The organism is Arthrobacter sp. PAMC 25486 (genome assembly GCF_000785535.1).
In the GTDB taxonomy this organism is placed as follows: Bacteria; Actinomycetota; Actinomycetes; order Actinomycetales; family Micrococcaceae; genus Specibacter.
In genome coordinates this window covers 4,307,947-4,329,214 of the sequence record NZ_CP007595.1, presented here as the reverse complement: position 1 = coordinate 4,329,214, position 21,268 = coordinate 4,307,947, and the positions used below count along the sequence as shown (strand labels likewise).

Genomic DNA, 21,268 nt, shown 5'->3' with positions numbered 1-21,268 from the left:
GACTTGCACGGGGTAGTTGTTCCCTTTTGCCTCCGTTGTTCCTTGCCCGGGGGTAGATAAGACGATCCGCCCTTGGTAGACCGGGGGCGGATCGTCTTATCTACCCCCGGCGGCGGACTGACGGTCAGATTTCTTCTGACGTCCCCATCCGTCAGAACCCGATGGCTCCTGCCGGCGGCTCTGAGCCCTTGATGCGGGGCGTTCCGCCGACGTTGCACACCAGCTGCCAGAGGTAGCCGTCAGGGTCGGTCACAGAGCCGATGTACTGCCGGTGTCCGCTGGAATGTTCAATCGTCCGGGTTCCGGTGTCAGCACTGCCCGCGGCACGGGCCGACGCCACCAACTGGTCAACCCGGGCCGTGGTCTTGATGGCGGCGCTGATGACGCCGTCGCTGCGGCCGCGCCCGGGGCTGTGAACAGGTCCGGGTCCAGGACCATGGCCGGACACCACATGGTGCTGCCCGGTGTTGCGGGCAAAGGTGTCAGCCTCGGCCAGGAACAAGGTCAGGCCGGGAAGCTGGATGTGCACGATCCCGTCCGTGAGCGAGGCGTCGGACATGCCGAGCCCGTCGCGGTAAAACGCGAGGGACCGCGCGGCATCCAATACCACGCGGGAGAGAACAACACCTTCGGTATCCATGTGGCTCAGCTTACCCGGGGACTGACCAGCGGGGCCGGACGCTACGCCTTCGGCGCGAAGCCGCCTTCCAGCCCCGGCACGCACGCGCCGGTCCACACCGCAAGGACTTCTTCGCGGGTGGGCAGGCCGTTGACGGCCGGGCTCAAAACAGGGCGGTGCACCCACGCCCCGGCTTCCTCGGCGATCAGCCCGCCGGCGGCAAAGTCGTGCTCAAACAGGCCGTACTCCAGGTAGGCATCCACGGATCCGTCGGCCACGCCGCACAGTTCCAGCGCAGCAGAGCCCAAACGGCGGAAATCGCCAAAGTGGTCCATCCGCCCGTCCAGTTCGGACACCAGGCGGCGCCGCACATCGCCGTCGTACGTCAGCGCTGTGGAGAGCAGCGTGCCGCCACGGGGCTCAACAGGGCCCCGCAACTGCCGCACACCCTGGGCACCGTCGGCCCGGGTCTCATCCAGCCAGGCTCCACCGCCGAGGGAGGCAAAATACACGCGCCGCAGGGCGGGCGCGTTGACCACCCCGGCCAGCCATTCGCCGTCGGGCCCCATGACGGCAACCGAGGTGCCATAGTAGGCGATGTTGCGGATGAAGTTCATGGTGCCGTCGAGCGGGTCGATGCTCCAGCGGTACCCGGAAGGTTCGGCCGGGAGCGCGGGCGCCAGCTCCTCCCCCGTGATGACATCGTGGGGGCGGGCATCCTGGATGACGGCCCGGACGGCGTTCTCCGCGGCCACGTCGAAGGCGGTGACCCAGTCGGCGTCGGACGACTTCTCCGTGGCTCCGAAACCGGCCGGATCCCGCACGGCAAGCACGGCGGCCCCGGCGGCAGCAGCCCTCAGGGCAACTTCAAGGAGTTCGTCAACGCTCACGGCGATCGGTGTCATGGGGTTCCTTTGCTTGGTGTTACTCGTCGAATGCGGCGGGCCCGGAGGCGAGCAGCAGTTGGAAGGCGTCCTCATCCAGGACCGGGATGCCGAGCGATTCGGCCTTGTCCAGCTTGGTTCCGGCCGCCTCACCCGCCACCACGTAGGAGGTGTTTTTGGAGACCGACCCGGCAGCCTTGCCGCCACGGATGATGATGGCTTCCTTGGCAGCGTCGCGGCTGAGCGTGGGCAGCGTTCCGGTCACCACAATCGTCAGCCCCTCGAGGGTGCGCGGCATGGATTCGTCGACGGCGTCGGCCATGAGTACACCCGAGGCGGCCCACGCGGTGATGATTTCCTGGTGCCAGTCCACCTCAAACCACTCGATCAGCGCCTCGGCGATGATGGCGCCCACACCGTCGACATTGGCCAGCTGCTCGCGGGCATCGTCGGCGAGCAGCGCCGCCCGGATCGCCTCCATCGAACCGTACCGGGTGGCCAGCGCACGCGATGCCGTGGGCCCCACATGCCTGATGGACAACGCCACGAGCACCCGCCACAACGGCGCCGCCTTGGCCTTTTCCAGCTCCTCGTACAGCTTTTCAGTGGTCTTGGTGGGTACCGACGGCTTCTTCGCCGTGGCCTTCGTGTAGAAGTACGGCACCTGGTGGAAACGTCCGGTCCCCTCGCCCTTGGACCGGATTTCCCGCCAAACCACGACGCCGGACAGGTCAAGTTTTGCGATGTCGAAGACTTGCGCTTCACTCACCAGGGGGCCGGGGCCCGCCGGGGCGATGGTGCCGCCGTTGTCGCCCGGATCGGGGCCGGGACCCGTGGTCAGCGCGGCGGCTGCCTCGTAGCCCAGCGCCTCAATGTCGAAGCCGCCGCGGCCGGCCAGGTGCGCCACGCGCTCGGTGAGCTGGATGGGGCACGACTGCGTGTTGGGGCAGCGGATGTCAATGTCGCCATCCTTGGCGGGTGCCAGTTCCGTCCCACAGGAGGGGCAGTGCGTGGGCATGATGAATTCGCGCAGTTCGTCCTCGTGCCCCTCGCGCAGTGCCATGACTGGGCCAACGATCTCGGGGATCACGTCGCCTGCCTTGCGCAGCACCACAATGTCGCCGATCAACACACCCTTGGCCTTGACCACGTCCTGGTTGTGCAGGGTTGCCCGTTCCACGACCGAACCGGCCACCTTGACCGGTTCCATGATGCCGAACGGTGTCACACGGCCGGTGCGTCCCACCTGCACCTGGATGTCCAAAAGCTTCGTGTGGACTTCTTCGGGCGGGTACTTGTACGCCACCGACCAGCGCGGCACGCGCGAGGTGTGGCCGAGTTCCCGCTGGGTTTCCAGGTCATCCACCTTGACCACGATGCCGTCTATTTCGTGGATGAGGTCGTGGCGATGCTCGCCGTAGTGGGCGATGAAGTCCATGACCTCGCCCAAAGTGTCCACCACTTTGTAATACGGGCTGATCGGCATGCCCCACGACTTCAACAGCTCATACGTCTCCGACTGGGTCGCGGTGGAAAGCCCCTCGCGCGCGCCGATGCCATGCACATACATGCTCAGCGGGCGTTTGGCCGTCTCCGCCGGGTTCTTCTGCCGCAGCGAGCCGGCGGCCGTATTGCGCGGGTTTGCATAGGGGGCTTTGCCGGCCGCCACCATCGCCTCGTTCAGCACGGCAAAGTCCTTTGAACCGATGAACACCTCGCCGCGGATCTCCACTTCGGACGGGAAGTTCTCTCCGTGCAACTTCTGCGGAATGTCCTTGATGGTGGCCACGTTGTGGGTGACGTCCTCGCCCGTGGTGCCGTCTCCGCGCGTCGCAGCGCGCACCAGCACGCCGTCGCGGTACAGCAGGTTCACGGCCAGCCCGTCGATCTTCAGCTCGGTCAGCCACTTCGGAGCCTGCCCGCCCTGCTTGTCCACCGACGCGGCAGCCTTGACCAGCCACGCTTCCAGCTCCTCAAGGGAGAACACATCCTCCAGTGAGTACATTCTGGCCAGATGGTCGACGGCGGCAAACGCCACCGAGACATCCCCGCCTACCAGCTGGGTTGGCGAATCGTTGGTCACCAGTTCCGGATGCAGGGCTTCGAGCTGTTCCAGCTCGCTGTAGAGCACGTCAAATTCGGCGTCTGAGACTAAGGGTGAGTCTTCGTTGTAGTAGGCAGCGCGGTACTTCTGGATCAGGTCAACCAGGACGCCGTGGCGGTCCCGGTCCGCGTTGGGAGGCACGGCGTTGCCGGGCACTGCTTTGGCAGGCACGCCATTGCCGGGCGTTTCTTTGCCAGGCTCTGCACCGTCGGGTGCTGCGTTGCTGCTTGTTGCCTCGCCCGGCACTGCCTCGGCGGGGGTCTCATCGGTGGGTACTGGCTGGTTGTCCATTGGCTCGCTGCTCACCCCTCTATCTTGCCCCACGAAGGCCCGGGTGTGCACCACCCCGACGGCTTGGCCAATTAAAAAAACCGACCCGCAGCAGCGGTCATGAATCCGGCGAAATCCTGCCGGTTCACGACCGCTGCTGCGGGTCCGTTTGAAAAATGGGCCTTAGGAGTTGGAGGCCGTGACCTGCTCGTCCTTCTGGCGCTGAACAGTTGACCGGACGGTGTTCAGGTCGCTGATGACCTTGTTGAGCTGTGTCTTCGAGTTGGGCCATTCGGTGCCCCGGAAGCGGTCGGCGTCAGGGCCGTTCCAGAGGACGGACTGGACCTTGCCGTCCACGGTTCCCATGGCCGACTGAATCTGGTCGATTGCAGTGGTCAGCTTGTTCATGAGGTCCTGCATGTCCTCGGTGTTGTTACCAATCATGTTTGCTGCCATGGTGATCATCCCTAATGTTTTAGTTGACTGCCCGTTGGTGTTTTCCACCGAGCGACTGAAAATAATCTAACAAGACCTGGGCCGTGCCGTCGATGGGGAGGACTACCCACCCTCCCCTACTCGCAAGCTCGCTGCGGGACCCTCGCAGTCGTGGGCCCACCCAACCCGCTCCCCCAGGCACTACTTACCGTTCGTGGTCCATGGTGCTTGCCACCTGCAGTTTGAACGCCTTTCCTCGCCCCACCACATAGCCTCGACCGGGGATGAACTTATTGTTGCGCAGCCGCCCCAGCGGGGTGTTCATGAGCGTGTCGCCCTCCAGGTCGCCGGGGTTCATCAAGAGGCCGCGACGGCCGGCCTTGAACAGGCCGGCAAGGTTCCAGGCCGCGGACCAGGTGGAGGTTTCGGCCTCGCCCACCACAAAGCAATTGGCCTTGGCTGCGGCCTTGATCAAGGCGACCAGGTCCATTTCCGCTGCGGAGTCGCTGAACTCGGTGACGCCTTCAATAAAGAACGCCACCGGTTCACCCTCTGCCTCCACCAGGTCGATGTAGCGCCGCAATTCCGGGCCCACATCGGAGGCCGTGACCAATGCCTCATCCCACACGGGCAGCTTGGCGATGGCGGAGCGGCGCGAGCCGAAGTACACGCGGCGGGTGCCCGGCGTCGAACGTTTCAGTGCCTCGGCGAGTGTGACCAGGGCTGTGGTGCGTCCGGAACCCGGCGGCCCGGTGAGCATGAGCGCGCCACTCGCCGCGAGCCCGGTGGGTTCCAAGTTGAAGTCGTCCACGCCGATCATGACCTGTCCCGGCGCGGCTGCGGGAAGCACGTCCAGGTCAAGCATTTCCGGCAGCGACTCGATCCGCGGGGCGGTCTTGACGCCCTGGCGGCGCATGGTTTCGGCCAGGCTGGCTACTTGGCGCGCCTGCAGCGCAAGGTTGGCGGTGCCACCAAAAATGGCGGTCTGGATCTCACCGCCGTCGATCATGCCGCGGCCGGGAGGGGAGGCCGCGGTGAGCACGTCACGCGGCAGGCCCAGGTTGGCGTAGTCGTCGGCGGTGGCCAGGCGCAGCACCAGCTGCCGTTGGATGGAAGACGCCAACGACGGCGGCAGCGACCTCGGACTGTCACCGGCAACGACAATGTGGACGCCCATGGGACGGCCGTCCGTGGCAATCTGCTGCAGCGTCTCAAACTGGTTCTGGCCGACACGGAACTCATAGAGTTCCCGGAAGGCGCCAAGCCCGTCCACCATGATGATGATGCGCGGTTCGTTCGGCTTGTTGGCCAGGTGGCGGTATTCGGCAATGCTGCCGGCCTTGACCTGGGCAAAGCTCTCGGCTCGCTCGTCGATGACCTTGCGGACGTGGCGGAGCAGGCGCCCCACCCGTTCTCCATCCTCGGCGTTGATGATGCCGCCAACGTGCGGGAGCACCTCCAGCATTTGCAGCCCGTTGGAGGCCGCGTCGATGCCGTACACCTGGACGGGGCCGCCACGCGGGGTGATGGCGGCGGCGATGGCAATGGTGCGCAGCGTGGCGGATTTGCCGGAACCGCTGGCACCCAGGATGGCCATGTTGCCGTCCTTGTCGGGTTCATAGAACACGGTGGGCTGGGCCTGGTGGGCGGGGTCGTCCATGACCCCCAGCAGCAGTCGGGAGTCGGTGCGCGGCGTGGGCAGCTTGGAGAAGTCGTAGATCTCGGGCAGCTCGCCCAGCCACGGCTTGCGCGGCGGCTTCACTCCCAGTTCAACGGCTGCCAGGGAGATGTTGGAGACTACCCGGGCAATGTCGTTCGGGCCGTCCGATTCGGCCTCCGGGGCGGCCTCGAGTTCCTGCTCCCACGGCGCACCGGCACCAAAGTCCATCTCCACAATGTCGATGCGAGGCCGTTCCGGTGTCCGGCTCGTCCAACCGCCGGCGTAGCCGGTCTGGAAGCCCTGGATGCGCCCGGGCCCGGTTTTGGCCGCACCCCGCCCCGGGATGGAGGGGCTGAAGTACGCGGCCGTATTCTCGCCCAGGATGTCCTGGGAATCGTCGACGTCGGCCATGCGCAGCGCAATGCGCATGTTCGTGTTGGCGCGCAGACTGTCCTTGATGACGCCGGAGGGCCGCTGCGTGGCCAGGATCAGGTGCAGGCCCAGGGAGCGGCCGCGGGCAGCAATGTCCACCACCCCGTCCACAAATTCGGGCACCTCCTTGGCCAAGGCGGCGAATTCGTCCACCACAATGACCAACGACGGCGGGGCCTCTGGATCCGCTTCCCGCTCCAGGGCGAGCAGGTCCTTGGCTTTCTTGCGGTTGAGCAGGTGCTCCCGGTAGTGCAGCTCGGCCCGCAGCGACGTCAGGGCCCGGCGCACCAGGTGCGGGGATAAATCCGTGACAAGTCCCACGGTGTGCGGCAGCTGGACACAGTCGGCAAAGGCGGCGCCGCCCTTGTAGTCGACGAAAAGGAAGGACAGCCTGTCGGGACTGTAAGCGGCGGCCATGCCCAGCACCCAGGACTGCAGGAACTCGGATTTTCCGGCGCCGGTGGTGCCGCCCACGAGTGCGTGCGGCCCCTCAGTCTTCAGGTCGAGGTACATGGGTTCCACGCCCTTGGACCCCACAAGTGCCCGCAACGAGCCCTGGTGCTTGCGGTTCTTCACGGCCCGGGAGGCCACGGAGTTGTTCTCCAGCCAGCGGTCGGCGATCCCGGCGGTGGTCTCCACCAAATCGTGCCCGGCAAGTGCCACGTAGGAGACGCTGCGGGGCAGGTCGGATTCGTCGTCGACCGGTTTTCCGGCATCAACCACAGGTGCCAGCATCCGTGCGAGTTGGCCGGCCAGTTCGGCGTTGACACTTTCACAGCTGACAGGGTAGCTGAGCTGGCCCAGCCGGACCTGGCCCGTGGTGGCGGTTTCCGCCACGTGCACAAAGTCCCGGCAGGCGGCCGGCAGCGACTCGATGGCGCTGGCCACCCAGAGGATGTGTATACCCACGTCGGCACCGTATTCGGCGAGGCGGGTGAGCCGTGCCCGGTCAACCTTGACGTCGTCCTCGATGATGACGAGCAGGGCGGGGGTGGTGGGCGGCGGAACCTCAAGCTTCGCCGGGTCAACGGCCCCCCGGTGGGTGGCGCCGCTGGCTGTCATGGTGATGCCGCGGGCCACGAGCAGGTCCTCAAGGGCGGCCAGCAGCCCGCTGGCCGCACCATGGCCCGAGGCGAGATGCTCACCCACCAGCGGCGAATGCACCGATCCGGCATGGGGCAGCCATTGCAGCCACTCCCAGCGTTCCTTTGATTCGGCGGAGGTCATCCCCGCCACCACCAGTTCGGACGGGGAATGCAGGCCCACCGCCTGCAGCACCAGGGCACGGGCCACGTCGTCCACCACGCCGCGCGGCCCGGCCACACCGAGCGCACCGCTGCTGCGGATGTGCGCCACAACGGGGACTGCGTCAATGTCAGCGAATTCGGTCTTGAGGTCGGCGATCTCCGCCATGTAGTCGGGCAGCGTGTTGTTTGTGTCCGGCATCTTTACGGGCGTGCGCGACGGCTGGCGCCCCACGCCCAGGCGCAGGGTCAGGAAGGCGGCGTGTTCGGGCCGGTGCGTCCACAGCAGCGGGCCCAGCTTGTAGATCGCCTCAACAGCTTCGGCGGTGGAAGGGCTTTCGGCCAGCCGCACGGCCCGCTCCACCTGCTGGCGTGCCGTCATCTGCCGCCGGAATTCCGTCACGGCTCCGCGGAACTGTTCGATGGATTCCCTGAGTTCGCGCTTGGCCGTGGCTTTTTGGTCAGCCCAGCCACCGATGAGCATCAGCGGCATCATGGCGATGAAAATGAGACTGTAGAGACTTTCGGTCACCCCATACATGACGGCGCCCATCAGGATGGGCGCCATCAGCATGATCAGCGGGAAACGGTTGTGGCGCGGCCGCTGCGGCCCGGCGGGAACGCTTTGTTCCTCAATTTTGAAGTGCGGCACCACGCGCGGGGAGCGGTTGAATTCCACCAGCGGGCTGCTGGGTCCGGCCTGGGATGCGTGGCCCAGGCTGACAACGGAGATGGTGGTCTCCCCCAACGTCACCTCGTCAAAGGGGCCCAACACGGCGCGTGAAACCTGAATGCCGTCCATCAGCAGGCCGTTGGCTGAGCCGGTGTCGACAATCTCAATGCTCTCGCCCACCGTGATGCGGGCGTGGCGCTTGGACGTCATGGGATCGCTGAGTCGCACGTCCACGTCAAAGTCGCGGCCCAGGTAGCTGGTGCCGGAGGGCAGTGAAAACTCCCGGCCTTGGTCAGGGCCCGCGATGATCCGCAGCGTGGCGGCCGCCGGGCCGCGGTCCTGCCCCGGCACGGCAAAGTTGTCGCTGACCTGGGTCAGGGACACGGTGGCCCCGGGGCGCAGCCCGGATTCCAGCAGGTTGCCGTCCGGAGGCAGGATGCGTCCACGCAGGCCGCCCACCAGGGATTCCTCTACCAGCAGGGACAGATTTTCGGGGGCTGTTGCACCCTTGCGGGCCGGATCGGCCAAGTACAGTTCGGTGGCGATATCCCCCACCGAGGCCAGGCCGTCAACCGTGACGGCCAGGTCCTTGTCTTCCTGCGGTTCGCGCCGGAGCGTCAGCCTGATCCTCATTCATTTTCCGTTCCGCGTTGGGCGTCCAGCAGGGGCAGGTCGTCGGGGATGACAAGGTGGGAGGTCACGGCGTGTTCAACGAGCCGGGCACGGCGGTTGGTGGCCAGTTTTCCGCCTCCGCCGCGCAGGCCGACGACGCCGACCCGGTCCAGTTTGTCGCACACATTGTCCAGCTTGCGGTTGAAACGTGTCAGCGGCCAGCCCAGCCGCTTGGCGGCCTGGGCCGAGGACGGGATGGAGCTGAAGCCCGTCCCGCCGCGGCGCAGCATGGGCTCGGCCAGGGCGACAATCAAGGCCTTTTGGGAGGGTGTGAACACCACCGGGCCAATCGTCGTGGACCCGGCGGAGTCCTCCTCGCGGCTCAGGGACTGGAACGAGGGTGCCGCCAGGTGGACGGAGAGTTCGTAGGTGGTGGGCCCGGCCGTGAAGATCACGTTTGTCTGGCTGAACACGAGCGGGATGCGGGCACCGGGCGCCATCCACGCCTGCATGCCGCCGGCCGCATCGGCAATCGTGGCGGAGAGCATGGTGCCGGCGTTGCTCAGCCACCAGATGCCGTCGTACTTGCTGACCTCCAGGAATTTCCGGTGCAGGTACGGATTGTCGTCCACTTCAATGTCGCCTTCGCGGCCAATGCGAAAGACTGTGTCCAGGGACGGTTCGTACCACTCGCCGCAAAATTCGATGGTTAGTTCAGCCATGACGGCAGCCCCCTTGGTTGTTGCTCGTGCCCCACGCTAGGAGCACTTTTTGGTCTCAGGCGAGGTTTCGCCGGTCTTGCGCAGCAGTTTCACGGAAATGCAGGATTGGTTGTTCGGTCCATTGGCAGCAAACACCTTCGCGTCGCCAACAACCTTGAACTGGCCCGTCTCAACCGCACTGACGGGGGCCCACAAATACTGGTCGCCGTCCTGCGGATCAGGGTTGGTCCAGCTCCACTCCGACCCTCCGTTGCCGGGTGCTGCGGACAGTTCGGTGACCTCGGGAACGTCCGCCCCCAGGACCAGGCCCGTGGGCGGCGGCGCAGTGCTGACGGCCGACTGCTCCGGCGGCGGTGGTGCACCTAAGTTGTTGAAGACCACCAATCCAATAACGACGGCGGCCACCAGCACCAGCGTCGAGGCCAGTCCCAGCCACAAGCGTTTCTTGGCTGCTGCCGGGTTGGGTGTCCCGGGCTGTGGTCCCTGGCCTTGGGTTGGGAGTGCGCCGCGGTGGACCGTGGATTCCAAGGCAAAGTCGGCCGCCTGGGCACTTCCGGGTGCTCCCACGTTCCAGGCTGCGACGACACTCCGGGCTGCGTCAACATTCTGGGCGGGCGGCTCGGCCACGCGGCCGGGCGCCGTTGCGGCGTCGTCGGCCTGGGGCGTGGGCAGTGGCACGGCTTGCGGTGAAGCCTCGACGGTTTGGCCGTTGCGGATGAGCCCGGTGGTGTTTGAAGGCGCCGTGTTTGACGGTCCTGCAGGTGAAAGTTCCGTGTTTGCCGGTGTTGGGTTTGCCCGGCCCGGGCCTGCGGCGGCCTGCCTCGTGGGAAACGTGGGGTTGGCGGTCGGCGCATCCGGGTCGATCGAGACGATGCTGCGCACCCGTGTGGCTTCCGCATGGTCTTCGGGGCGGACAACATGGGACACCACATCGTCCTGGACTTCAAAGGGTGTCACCGAAAGGTTCAGTTCCGTCTGCACCCGCATCAGGGCGCGCGCAAAATCCTTCGCGGAACCGTAACGGGAGGAGGGCGACTTCGCCATGGCCGTGGCAAGGACCAGCTCCAGGCCCTCCGGCACATCGGCCCGGCCAAGGCTGGGCAGCGGTGCCGTGGCGATGCGGTCCATGAGCATGCGCTGGGAATTGTCGGCACCCGGAATGACAAAGGGCGAGTGCCCGGCCAGCAGTGTGTAGATGGTGGCGCCGAGCGCCCAGATGTCCACTTTCACGCCGTCGGTGGCGCCGGCCCCGAAGGATTCGGGCGGGGACCACGGAATGGACATGCCGCCGCCGTCGGACTGCACTGAGTCCATGGTTCCGGAGATGCCAAAGTCTGTCAGGGCGGGCCGGCTGTAGTCGGTGACCAGGACGTTGGCCGGCTTGATGTCGCGGTGCGCGATGCCGGCGCGGTGGGATGTTTCAACGGCTGAGGCCACCTGGATGCCGATCTCCAGGGCCTTATCCACACTGCTGCGCCCCTGCCGGTACTGCACGTCAAGGCTGGGCCGTGAACAGTACTCCATGGCCAGGTAGGAGTGCCCGGAGTCAGTGATTTCCGCTTCAAAAATGGTGACGATGTACGGGTGGGCCGACAGTTGCGCCATCAGGTTGGCCTCGGACTCAAAGCTGGCCCGGGCACCTGCCGTCTTCAGGTCGGCTGTGAGCACCTTGATGGCGACCTTGCGCCGGGGCCGGTCCTGCTCGTACAGGTACACATCGGAGAATCCGCCCGACCCCAGGACGGAAATGAAGCGGTAGCCCGGCAGGGTTGGCGGTGGTGCCGGTGCCCGCCGGGAACTCACAACAACCCGTCGAAGAGCAGCGTCACGCCGTCGCCGAGTTCTGCGATGTCCCCGTTGAGCAGGATGGCTTCCTCCCCTTGGCCCAGTCGGCGCGGCGCCTGGCCCTCCCGCACCAGGACTGTGCCATTCGTGGCCTTCAGGTCCACGAGCAGCACGTCCCAGCCGTCGAGGCGGACCTCCACGTGGGAGCGTGAAATGTCGTCGTTTCCGCTCTTGACCTGCACCAGTCGGGGCATGGCCTGGCCCATCACGCGGGACACGAACGGCTGGCGTCCAATAATCAGGGAATGGTCCAGCTCAACCACTTCACCATTGGAGATGTGCATGGTGCCCAGGCGCGGCCGGCCCACCGTCCGCGGCTCGGAGGTGTTGGCTGCCCCGCAGCTGAAACAGTTCCGCAGGCTGGGCGGATTGGCGTGACCGTTGGGGCACACCCGTGCCAAAACCATGGGGCCGGTGGGCGGGCGCGATTCCAGGATGGCTTCCGTCTCCGGGTCCGAATCTGACTCGAGCCCGAGTTCCCCGCGGAGGACGGTGTGCCCGTCGTGGTCTGGATCGTATGGTGAAGCAGCCGCATCCGCAGCAGCCTGTGCGGCAGGTTGTTGCGCGGCCAGGTCGTTGATGAAGTCTTGTTGCGCGACGGCTTGTTGCCCGGCAGCGGGTTGGTGGGCAGAGTGGGCCCACGGCACCGAATCAATGAGCACGCCGTTGCCCTGGTCTGTGCTGGCAGCAGACTCCACGCCAGCCACCACACCGGGTGCCATCGCGAATGCCGGGTTGCCGGCAAGCGGCGGCTGGGTGGGCAGCGGCGGCAGGATGGGTTCGGCCGCCTCCGGCACCAGCGGCTGGCCGTCGTCATCAAGCCGCACCGCTGCATCTTCAACGGTTTGGGCCACTGTGGCACCAAACAGGAAGTCGTAATTGGTGGTGAAGCCGTCTTCGGCCAGGTCCTGAGCCGCATCGGCAGGCTCCCCGCCGGCCGGACCGTCATGGGGCTCGCTGGCATTTCCGTCAGATGGGCCGTCAGTCTGGCCCGCGGCGCCTGCGTCGGCAGGTTCCCCGTTGGCGGGCCCGCCGTCAGCCAGTCCGCCGTCAGTGGGTTCACCGTCGACCCGCTCACCATCAGTGGGTTCCCCGTCTGGGCGCCCAGCGTCGGCGTGCCCCGCCTCTACCGGCTCCCCCATTTCGTCCAGCGCGCCGTGCTCACCCATGCCGTCCAGCTCATCCTCTGAGTTGTCGGGCCGGATGGTCAGGCCAAGATCGGTGTCCACCGGCGCGCCGGGCACGTCCATGGGTGCCAGCTGGGCGTTCCATTCAGCGTCGGCCGCCCTGGCAAAGCTTTCGTCGAAGGCCTGGTTTTCCTCGTTGAAGGCTGGGTCCGCTTCGTCGAGTTCCTCGCCGGCGTTGCCGTCGGAGAGGGCATTATCTGACATCTCGACGGAAGCAGGTGCGTGAGGCGCTGGGGTGGGCAAGGCACCAGCAATCAGCCCGCCTTCAAGCAGGCCTTCCTGGTCCGACGCCTCCGGGAAGAACCCGCCCAGGCGCAGCGACTGCAACCGCACCACGGCCTCGCCGACCGGCAGCACCATGGCCGGTTCCGGCGCATCGACGAGCATCAATTCCAGGGACTCCGGCAGCAGCAGTGAGCGCTCGCTCCAGGTGGTGACGTCGCGCCCGGACACGAGCTCGGTGCCCTCGGCGGTGTGGGCGGTCAGGGTGATGTCGCCGCGCAGGATGGCATGGAGCCGGTCGCCGTGCAGGAGGATCGCGAAGCTGGGAAGGTCCACCAGGCCGGTGCCAAACTGCTCCGTGACCTCATGGAGGATGCCGTGGATGGTGGGTTCCTGGCCCAGGTGATGCCACAAGTGGTCCAGGATGGCGGGGTCGGTGTCTGCCTCGAGGACAACAACCGCCCCGTGGCGCACAATGCCCAGCCAGGATCCTGTTGTGTAGTTGTTGTTATCCATGGTTCTCCTCGTGCAAGGGTGTTCCTGCATGATCTTGCACGGCGGTGTCGCCGGCGGGTGGTTTGGTGGTGGCGGTTTCGACCGCGGCTGGCTGTGCGGCTGGCTGTGCGGCTGGCTGTGTAGTTGGCTGTGTGGCTGCCGCGGCGGCGGGGTGGGGAGCCCTGGGCAGGGTGTCACCGTCGTCGTGGTGCCTGGGCTCGGTTTTGTCGAGTGTGTCGGTGCCGGCCGGGCCGCCTATGTTGCTGGCGTCGAGCACAATGGCCGTGATGTTGTCGCGACCGCCGGCGCGCAGGGCGGCCTGGATCAGCGCATCGACGGCGTCCTGCGGTTTGTGGAGGGTACTCAGGATGCCATGGAGTTGGCTGTCGCTGAGCTCGCCGGTCAGGCCGTCGGAGCACACCAGGATGCGGTCGCCCTCCTTGACTGGCACGAGCCAAAAGTCGGCATCAATCTCGGATCCGGCGCCAAGTGCGCGGGTGACCACGTGCCTGCGGGGATGGACCAGAGCCTGCTCGGCCGTGATGAAGCCGCCGTCAACGAGCTCCTGCACCTCTGAATGGTCAACGCTGATCTGTCGCAGGGTCCCCTGGCTCAGGCAATAGGTGCGCGAATCCCCCACATTGAACACGAGCCAGTACGGGACGGCGCGCTCCTCCACGAGCACCACGCCGGAGACAGTGGTGCCGGCCCGGGCATTGGTGAGCTCACGGATCCGGGCGTCGGCCCGGCGCAATGCCATTTGGAGGTCCGACGCCGTTGCCTCCCGGGAGCCCCCCGTCAGGAATGGCTGTTGGCCCAGTGTGCGGATGCACTCTTGGCTGGCGACTTCCCCGGCCTCGTGCCCGCCCATGCCGTCGGCCACGGCAAACAGCGGGTCGGTGGCAAGAAAGTCGTCCTCATTGAGTTCACGGCGCAAGCCGCGGTCCGTTCCGGCTCCGACGGCCAGCTGCACACCGGAGGGACGGCCGTCCGCCGGGCCTGCGTCCCCGCTCATGCCCGTCCCACCACGAAGGAGCGTTCACCGAAGTGCACGCGGGCGCCCATGGAGGCCAAGGCGGGGGTGCTGCCGGACAGTTTCACCTTGGCCCCGTTGCTGTCTGAAATGGCGCTGCCGTTGGTGGAGTTGCGGTCGGTGACCCACAGTCCTTCGGTGCTGGCACGGACGTGCAGATGTGTTTTGGACACGGACATGCTGGTGTCGCGGACCGTGATGAGGCGGGAAATCATCTCTCCATCGTAACCGGCGGGGTTGCGCCCAATGAGCGCCACGGAGTCAATGTCCTGCTGGCGGCCGTCATCAAAGGTCAGCCGCAAGCGGTCTTTGTTGGCCGCCGGGCGGATCCGGGTCTCCCCTGCCTCCGCGTCGGCGTCACCGTAAGCCCGGGTGTCTGCCTGGCTCCCCGCCTGTCTGCTGTCCTGCGGGCTGCCCTGCTCGGGTGGCAACGGCGCCGTGACCCGCATTCCCGGCAGCGGGTCCGTCACCTGGCTGTCCGAAGGGGCCGGCGGCGGCGGCGCGAAGCTCACGGGTTCGCTGTACTGCATGCCCTGCGCTGTTGGAGGTTGTGCTCCACGAGGTTGGACTGGAGGTTGTGCTCCATGAGGTTGGACTGGAGGTTGCGCCGCGGGACGGTTCAGTGCAGGATCCTGCACTGCAGGAGAGGGCACTGCGGGGGCCTGAATGCCCGGCGCCACCGGCCCGACTGTTGCCCTGGCGAAACTCGGCACCGAGGTGATCGGCCCGTCATCCTGGGCCTGGGCTGGGACCTGTCCCTGCGCAGCATGTCCCGGAGCAACATGTCCCGGAGCGCCCTGACCGGGAGCGAAGCCCGGTCCCGGACCGTGGGCGGGCTGTGCCGGCAGCGGCGACTGCACGGGTGACAGGGTGGCCACGGGCGCCGGGGTGTAGGCCGTCCGTCCGGCAACACCGCCGGTTTCCAGCGGGTTGCGACCGGCCTTGACGTTGAACACGAGGGTCTTGGCAACCTTGTCGTGCCAGCCCTGCCATTTGCCGTTGGAGTCCCACGTGTTGGAAACAATGACAAGCACCGGCCCGACCACGGGAACGATGGAGGCCACCCCGATGATCAGGTACCGCAAAAATATCGCCAGCAGCCCCGGCCGGCTGCCGTCGATGCTGGTGGTGCGCAGCCCCAGCATCACATTGCCGGGCGTCTTGCCGGCCCGCGCTTCCCAGATCCACACCCACACGCCATAGGCCATGGACAGCAGGGAGGCAGCGGTCAGAGCCAGCAGCACCTTGCCCAGATCGTCCTGCACAATCTCGCCCGCCGGGGTCACCTTAAGCAGCACGGCACCAACCAGCACCGCCACTGCCAGCAAAATGCCGGGCACAACGCCGTCAATCACCTTCGCGGCCAAGCGCCGGCCGGCCCCGCCTGGCACCAGGGCGGCCGCGGCGGCAAGGCGTGCATCACCGCCCACCTGTTGCGGCGCCACGAGCGGCCCGGGAGTTGACAGGCCCACGGGGATGATGCCGGGGACGGCTCCGCCATGTGCTTGGCCGGGCACAGTTCCGGCAGGCAGGTGACGAGGCATTGTTCCGCCAGGCACCTGATTCTCGCGCACCTGCCCCTGGAAGGGCTGCCCCACAAGGGGGACGGACGTCGGCGCCGGGGCTGCGGCCCTATTGGGGACAGCCGTGCCGCACAATGTGCAGAAGGAGGTGCCGGGGGCAAGGTCCGCCCCGCAGTTGCGGCAGGGATCCGCGACTTTGTGCGCCATGTTCTTCGTACCCTTCAATAGGACTTCTTCTTCATTGGGACCTGCTGCCATCCGGACGACTTCTTCGGCTGGACCGTGACCAGCCGGCCGTGTCCGGCCGGACCGTCATGACGGCTTGCTGCCAGCCCGTCGCCTGGCTTGAACCCTTTTGGCCTCAACGAGCAGTGACTTCGGTGAGAACCGTGCCCGCTGCCGCTTCCAGAATCCTACAGACCCTGTCATGCCCTTGAGCGATTCCTCAACACTTTCCCAATAACTGGCCACCTCACCCTCGCTGGGCTGTCCCGGCCCGAAGATGGCTGCATCGGCCCGTTCCGCCAGCAGCGCGGTGCCGCCCTGCGCCGCCGGGAAGCTGCCTTCCAGGGACACCGCGGTTTCGCGCCGCGTGCCGAACCCGTCCACACTGGCTCCAAGGTCGGTGGCTTGGCTGAGCACTTCGGACCAGCCGCCGCCCACCCTGTCGGTGGGCAGTCCCTGGGTGTGGCGCTTTTTCCGCCGCCGGGACTTGAGCCCCACGATCAACACCAGCGGCAGGGCAATGGCCAGGACCGGAATGGCGACGATGCCAATGATCAGCAGGATCTGGGTGACCACGTCGGCCACCGAGTCCTTCTTCCCGTCGGTGTCGAGGGCGTCGGGGTTGCTGTCCGGCGGCAGTTCGGCCGGCTCCTGCGGCGGGGGCGGGGGCTGGAGCACCTGCGGCTTGGGCTTGGAGGCGTTTTGCGGCTCGGGCGGGTTGGGTACATGGTCCTTGTCCGGCGTCGGATTGAACGGCACCCAGCCCACGCCGGCAAAGTTCACCTCAACCCAGGCGTGCACATCCGAGCCGGTCAGCTTCAGACTCCGGGCACCGTCGCCGGAGGCCTCCCCGTCAGCATAAAAGCCCATGACAACGCGCGCCGGAATGCCCAGGTGGCGGGCCATCAGCACCATGGCGGTGGCGTATTGCTCGTCGTCGCCAATCATTTCCTTGGCCGAGAGCAGCTTTGTCATGCGGGCGGCACTGTGCCCCGAGCTCGACTGCGCCTGGCCCTCCAGCCCGTTGCTGAATTTGCCCTCCTGCGACAGCGCCCCCTCAAGGGCCTGCACCTTTTCCAGCGGGTTGGTGATCTCGCCAACGATGTCATTGGCCTTGACCCCCACCACCTGCGGCACATTTTCCAGTTTGGGCAGCCGCAGCTGGCCAAAGCCGGCACCGGCCAGTTTGCCGGTGTCCACCACGGGGAAATCCACGTTCATGGAGTACACGTCCCCCTTGGCGACGCCGGCCAGGTTCAGGGCCGTGCCGGACTCCCGGTTCAGGTACAGCGTGGGAGTGCTGCCCTGCGCGCTTTGGTAGTTCAGGCTTTGGGCCACGGCAGCATTGGGGATCCACACGCCGTCGTATCCGTCAATGGCAATTCCGACGTCGGACCCGTCACCGCTGGCGTTTTGGTTCAGTGACTTGGGGTCCCCGATCGGGGCAAAGGAGGCCGAACTGTTGGGGTCGACGTTGAAGACAACACCGTCGTAGCTATCCATGGCGGCGATCCGGATCCGCCCGTCCCTGGGCAGGCCCTTGACCTCAAAGAGGACGCTCTCCTTCTCATTTTTCAGGTAGTCGCGGAACTTGGTCAGCGGCGACGGCAGCTCGTGCAGTTCCGGCGGCGGCACAACCTTTTCCCGCAGCACGTCACGACCGCCGCCCGCAGTCAGTGCGGGAGCTGCCGCCAGGGTGAGTCCGCCGGCCAGCACGATGACACCGGCGGCCAGGCCCATGCGGCGCAGGAACGCGGTGCGCACCCCGGCCGGATCGGCGATGCGCTGGTTCGCCGAAATTGCGGCGGACGATTCCCGGCGGCCCAGTTCATGCCGGTAGGCCAGCCAGCCGATGGAGCCAACCGCCAGGAGCACTCCGCGGACGCCGGGCAGGAAGACCTCCGCCGTGCCGAAGAGGATGGCCGTGATGAACAGGGCCACGACGGGGATGACCGCCCAGTACGCGTTGCGCAGCCGCCAGGCCAGTGTGCCGGCGGCAATCGCTGCCACGAAGGTGGCCAGATATGGCACCACCATGACCTCAACGCTCGTCCCCACGGGGGCGGCCAGGGTCAAAATGTGTTTCCAGGACAGCATGATCCCCAGCAGCAGCCCGCGCAGGGAGGCGCCGCTGGGGATGAACCCAGCAATGGCCTCCTGCGAGGCGGCCAGTGCGCTGCCAAAGAGCATGTAGACAAGGAACGACAGGCCCGTCATGGTGACCAGGCCCAGCCGCCAGTGCGCGCCCGCGGCCGCCACACCCAGTCCAAGGGCTACGGCGCCGAAACCGGCAAGCAGGTATGTGGGGTCGTGGCCGAAGGCGGGCCCGAAGCCCAGCACACCCACACCGAGCAGCAGCGCCAGGACGCCCGCGTCAATCAGGAAATGCCACCAGGGCCGGCCGGCCGTAAACGGCGACTGCGCCCTGGTGCGTGCCCGCTGTGGCACGGCGTTTGCCGTGCGGCGCAGCGCCGCGTTTGTGGTGCGGCGCGGCGCTGGGTTTGCTGTCCGGCTCGGCGCCGCGCCCCTGCGGGCGCTCATGCGACGGCCTTTCGCATGATTGCGGCAAGGTCGTTTAAGTCGCCGAGCGTGAGCACGGTCAGGTCGCCGATGGTGGCCCGGCCGGCCTGTGCCCCGCCAAGGCAGCGGATGGCGAAGGCGCGGACACCTGGCGGAATGGAGGCTGCCGCCGTGCGCAATTGGGCTGCCGTGACCTTTGAACCCACCACAAGGAAAACCACCGATGCGCCGGGGACGGCGTCGGACAGGGTGCGGGCCAGTTCAACTGTGGTGCCGCGGCGGGTGTGTCCCTGCAGCCGGGTCATGTCATCAAGCATGTTCCGGCCCGTCTCGCAATGGAGGGGCCCCCGTTGGGTGAGCATGTTCAACTCGCGGTTTTCTTTGATGGCCTGGCGGCCCAGTGAGGCCGCAGCCGAAATCGCCAACTCAAGGTCGTCGTCGTGCTCGTATTCATTCAGGTTCAGCGAGAGGGCAACGGCCATGTGGGAGCGGCGGGTCTCCTCAAATTGGCGGACCATGAGCTTGCCGGTGCGGGCAGTGGTCTTCCAGTGGATGTGGCGGCGATCATCGCCTGGGACGTAATCGCGCAGTGCGTGGAAGGCGATGTCCGAGTTGGACAGATCCTTCGTGGTCAGCCCCTCCAGGTCCTTCAGGAAGCCGGCGGCCGGGCCATCCAGGGCGGTGGTGCGCGGATGCACATACAAATCGGTGGGCCCGGTCCACTGCACCGTACGTCGCAGGAGCTGGAGCGGATCGGCCCGCACGGAGCTGACGGGCCCCACCGTGATAACGGCGCGGCGCGAGGTGGGGATCGTGAACAGGTCCTCGTGAACCTGCTCCGGCTTCATGCGCGGCAGGTGGAAGAGGGCCGCGGCGGCGCCCACCGGCAGTTCCAGGGCGGCCGGCAGCACCGTGTGGGTCGCGGTGTTGGTGACGGCGATGCTGCCCACGGCCGGCTCGCCCACGGCAACGCGGGTGCGGGCCAGGTCCAACTCCACCGCATACCGCGAGCTGCCCAGGACAAAGGCGATCGCAATCAGCATCAGGAACAGGCCCAACAGGGCGGCAACTTTTGCCTCCTGCCAGCCAAAGCTCACACCCAGGATCCACAGGACAATGGCCGCACCCAGCACCACGAAGCCAAGGGTGCTGATGGTGGCGAGGACAGGCACAACGTACTTCCTGGACCACGCTCCGACTTTGTCCCACACGGGTGCCACGTATGTGCCGGCCACCTTGGCTGCCTCGCGCCACAGCGAGCCGGGGTGCAACTGGGTGGGGATTCCGTCGCGGTGGAAGGGCCTGCCCAGGAACTCACCGACCTTGGCGGCGTTGGATTTCATGCTCATGACTAACCTTTTGATGTACGTGTCCGTTTGGATGACCGTTGCTGCTGAGCGAAGCGCGGTTGCCGTTGACGCTGGCAGGCTGCGCTCGCGAATGCCTGCGGGCGAACGCCTACACCGTTGCGCGTTGCTGCGGTGCTGCGACCGCGGCGAGCACCCGGGCCAGGATGACCTCGGCGGTGGAGCCGGCAAATTCGGCTTCCGGGTCGATGACCAGGCGGTGGGTCCAGACGTAGGGAGCCAGCTCCTTGATGTCGTCGGGAAGGACGTAGTTGCGGCCCTTGGCTGCGGCCCAGACCTTGGCGATGCGTACCATGGCAATGGTGCCGCGAACGGAAACGCCCAGGCGGGTTTCGGGGGCGTTGCGGGTCTCCTCGCACAGGCGGGAAATGTACTCCAGCACGGCGGCATCGGTGTGTGTTGTGGCGGCCAGGTCGGCCATTTCGGACACGGCCTGCGGGGTGATGATCGCCTGCAGGGTGGAGGTGCGGTCGCGCTGGCTGGCGCCCTGGAGCAACTGCACCGTGGAGGTGTGGTCCGGGTAGCCGATCGAGGTCTTGACCAGGAAGCGGTCCAGCTGGGCTTCCGGAAGCCGGTAGGTGCCCGCCTGCTCGATGGGGTTCTGTGTGGCCAGCACCATGAACGGCCGCCCCGCCTCGTAGGTGGTGCCATCCATGGTCACCCGCGACTCCTCCATGACCTCCAGCAGCGCCGACTGCGTCTTCGGCGAGGCCCGGTTGATCTCATCCGCCAGCACGATCGTGGCGAAGATGGGGCCCTTGTGGAACTCAAACTCCTGGGTCTTCTGGTCGTAAATCATGACGCCGGTGACGTCGGACGGCAACAGGTCGGGCGTGAACTGGATGCGCGAGTTGGTGCCCTTGACCGTGGCTGAAAGAGCCCTGGCCAGCATGGTCTTGCCGGTGCCCGGGGCATCCTCAAAGAGGACGTGGCCCTCAGCCAGCATGGCCGAGATGGTCAGGGAGACCACATGTGACTTGCCGAGAATTGCCTGGCCAACATTCGCCACCAATTTCTCAAAGGTGCCCGCAAACCAGGTGGCCTGCTCCGGTGTCATCGACATGGTTCGTCCTCTTTCACTGTTGCTGTTTTTCGTTGCTGTTTCATGCTGCTGTCGTGGTAATTCGTTATCTGCAAACCCGCGGATGGCGGGTGTTGGCCGGATCCTGCCGTGCTGCTGGCGGGATCCGGCCATG

At 66.5% G+C, this 21,268-nt stretch carries 13 protein-coding genes; all 13 read right to left on the bottom strand.

Going from position 1 to position 21,268, the window contains the following annotated elements; translation table 11 throughout:
* Nucleotides 1–151: 151 nt before the first annotated feature.
* The 13 genes from art_RS21345 to art_RS19380 all read right to left on the bottom strand — a co-directional run bounded on the left by art_RS21345 (nt 152) and on the right by art_RS19380 (nt 21,135).
* Nucleotides 152–640 (bottom strand): VOC family protein, encoded by a 489-nt coding sequence (locus tag art_RS21345; RefSeq protein WP_052136808.1) that lies wholly within the window; start codon nt 638–640, stop codon nt 152–154.
* Between the two features lie 41 nt (nt 641–681).
* The gene (locus art_RS19435) at nt 682–1,524 is read right to left on the bottom strand and encodes an inositol monophosphatase family protein (RefSeq protein WP_038467551.1); all 843 of its coding nucleotides are present in this window, start codon (nt 1,522–1,524) and stop codon (nt 682–684) included.
* A gap of 19 nt (nt 1,525–1,543) precedes the next feature.
* Nucleotides 1,544–3,913 (bottom strand): NAD-dependent DNA ligase LigA, encoded by a 2,370-nt coding sequence (ligA, locus tag art_RS19430; RefSeq protein ID WP_225437387.1) that lies wholly within the window; start codon nt 3,911–3,913, stop codon nt 1,544–1,546.
* A 147-nt stretch (nt 3,914–4,060) separates the two neighbouring features.
* Nucleotides 4,061–4,333: a hypothetical protein gene (locus art_RS19425; protein WP_157875377.1), complete on the bottom strand. Its 273-nt coding sequence runs from the start codon at nt 4,331–4,333 to the stop codon at nt 4,061–4,063.
* A gap of 184 nt (nt 4,334–4,517) precedes the next feature.
* On the bottom strand, nt 4,518–8,954 hold the full coding sequence (locus tag art_RS19420; RefSeq protein ID WP_038467546.1) for an FtsK/SpoIIIE domain-containing protein: 4,437 nt from the start codon (nt 8,952–8,954) through the stop codon (nt 4,518–4,520).
* On the bottom strand, nt 8,951–9,655 hold the full coding sequence (locus art_RS19415; protein ID WP_038467543.1) for a hypothetical protein: 705 nt from the start codon (nt 9,653–9,655) through the stop codon (nt 8,951–8,953). Before art_RS19415 ends, art_RS19420 begins: the two co-directional genes overlap by 4 nt.
* Nucleotides 9,656–9,691: 36 nt before the next feature.
* Complete coding sequence (locus art_RS19410) at nt 9,692–11,458, bottom strand: serine/threonine-protein kinase (RefSeq protein ID WP_038467540.1); 1,767 nt, start codon at nt 11,456–11,458, stop codon at nt 9,692–9,694.
* Nucleotides 11,455–13,425 carry an FHA domain-containing protein gene (locus art_RS19405; RefSeq protein ID WP_038467536.1) on the bottom strand — a complete coding sequence of 657 codons (1,971 nt, stop codon included), beginning with the start codon at nt 13,423–13,425 and terminating at the stop codon, nt 11,455–11,457. Before art_RS19405 ends, art_RS19410 begins: the two co-directional genes overlap by 4 nt.
* Nucleotides 13,418–14,419 carry a PP2C family serine/threonine-protein phosphatase gene (locus tag art_RS19400; protein WP_082000454.1) on the bottom strand — a complete coding sequence of 334 codons (1,002 nt, stop codon included), beginning with the start codon at nt 14,417–14,419 and terminating at the stop codon, nt 13,418–13,420. The genes art_RS19405 and art_RS19400 overlap by 8 nt, the downstream gene beginning before the upstream one ends.
* Nucleotides 14,416–16,167, bottom strand: coding sequence for an RDD family protein (locus art_RS19395; protein WP_038467534.1), 1,752 nt, complete (start codon nt 16,165–16,167; stop codon nt 14,416–14,418). The genes art_RS19400 and art_RS19395 overlap by 4 nt, the downstream gene beginning before the upstream one ends.
* Nucleotides 16,168–16,272: 105 nt before the next feature.
* Nucleotides 16,273–18,726, bottom strand: coding sequence for a transglutaminase domain-containing protein (locus art_RS19390; RefSeq protein WP_052136807.1), 2,454 nt, complete (start codon nt 18,724–18,726; stop codon nt 16,273–16,275).
* Entirely contained in the window at nt 18,723–20,054 is a 1,332-nt protein-coding gene (locus art_RS19385; RefSeq protein ID WP_038467531.1) for a DUF58 domain-containing protein, read from the bottom strand. Before art_RS19385 ends, art_RS19390 begins: the two co-directional genes overlap by 4 nt.
* Before the next feature lie 109 nt (nt 20,055–20,163).
* Nucleotides 20,164–21,135, bottom strand: a complete 972-nt coding sequence (locus tag art_RS19380; protein WP_038467528.1) for a MoxR family ATPase — start codon at nt 21,133–21,135, stop codon at nt 20,164–20,166.
* Nucleotides 21,136–21,268 lie beyond the last annotated feature (133 nt).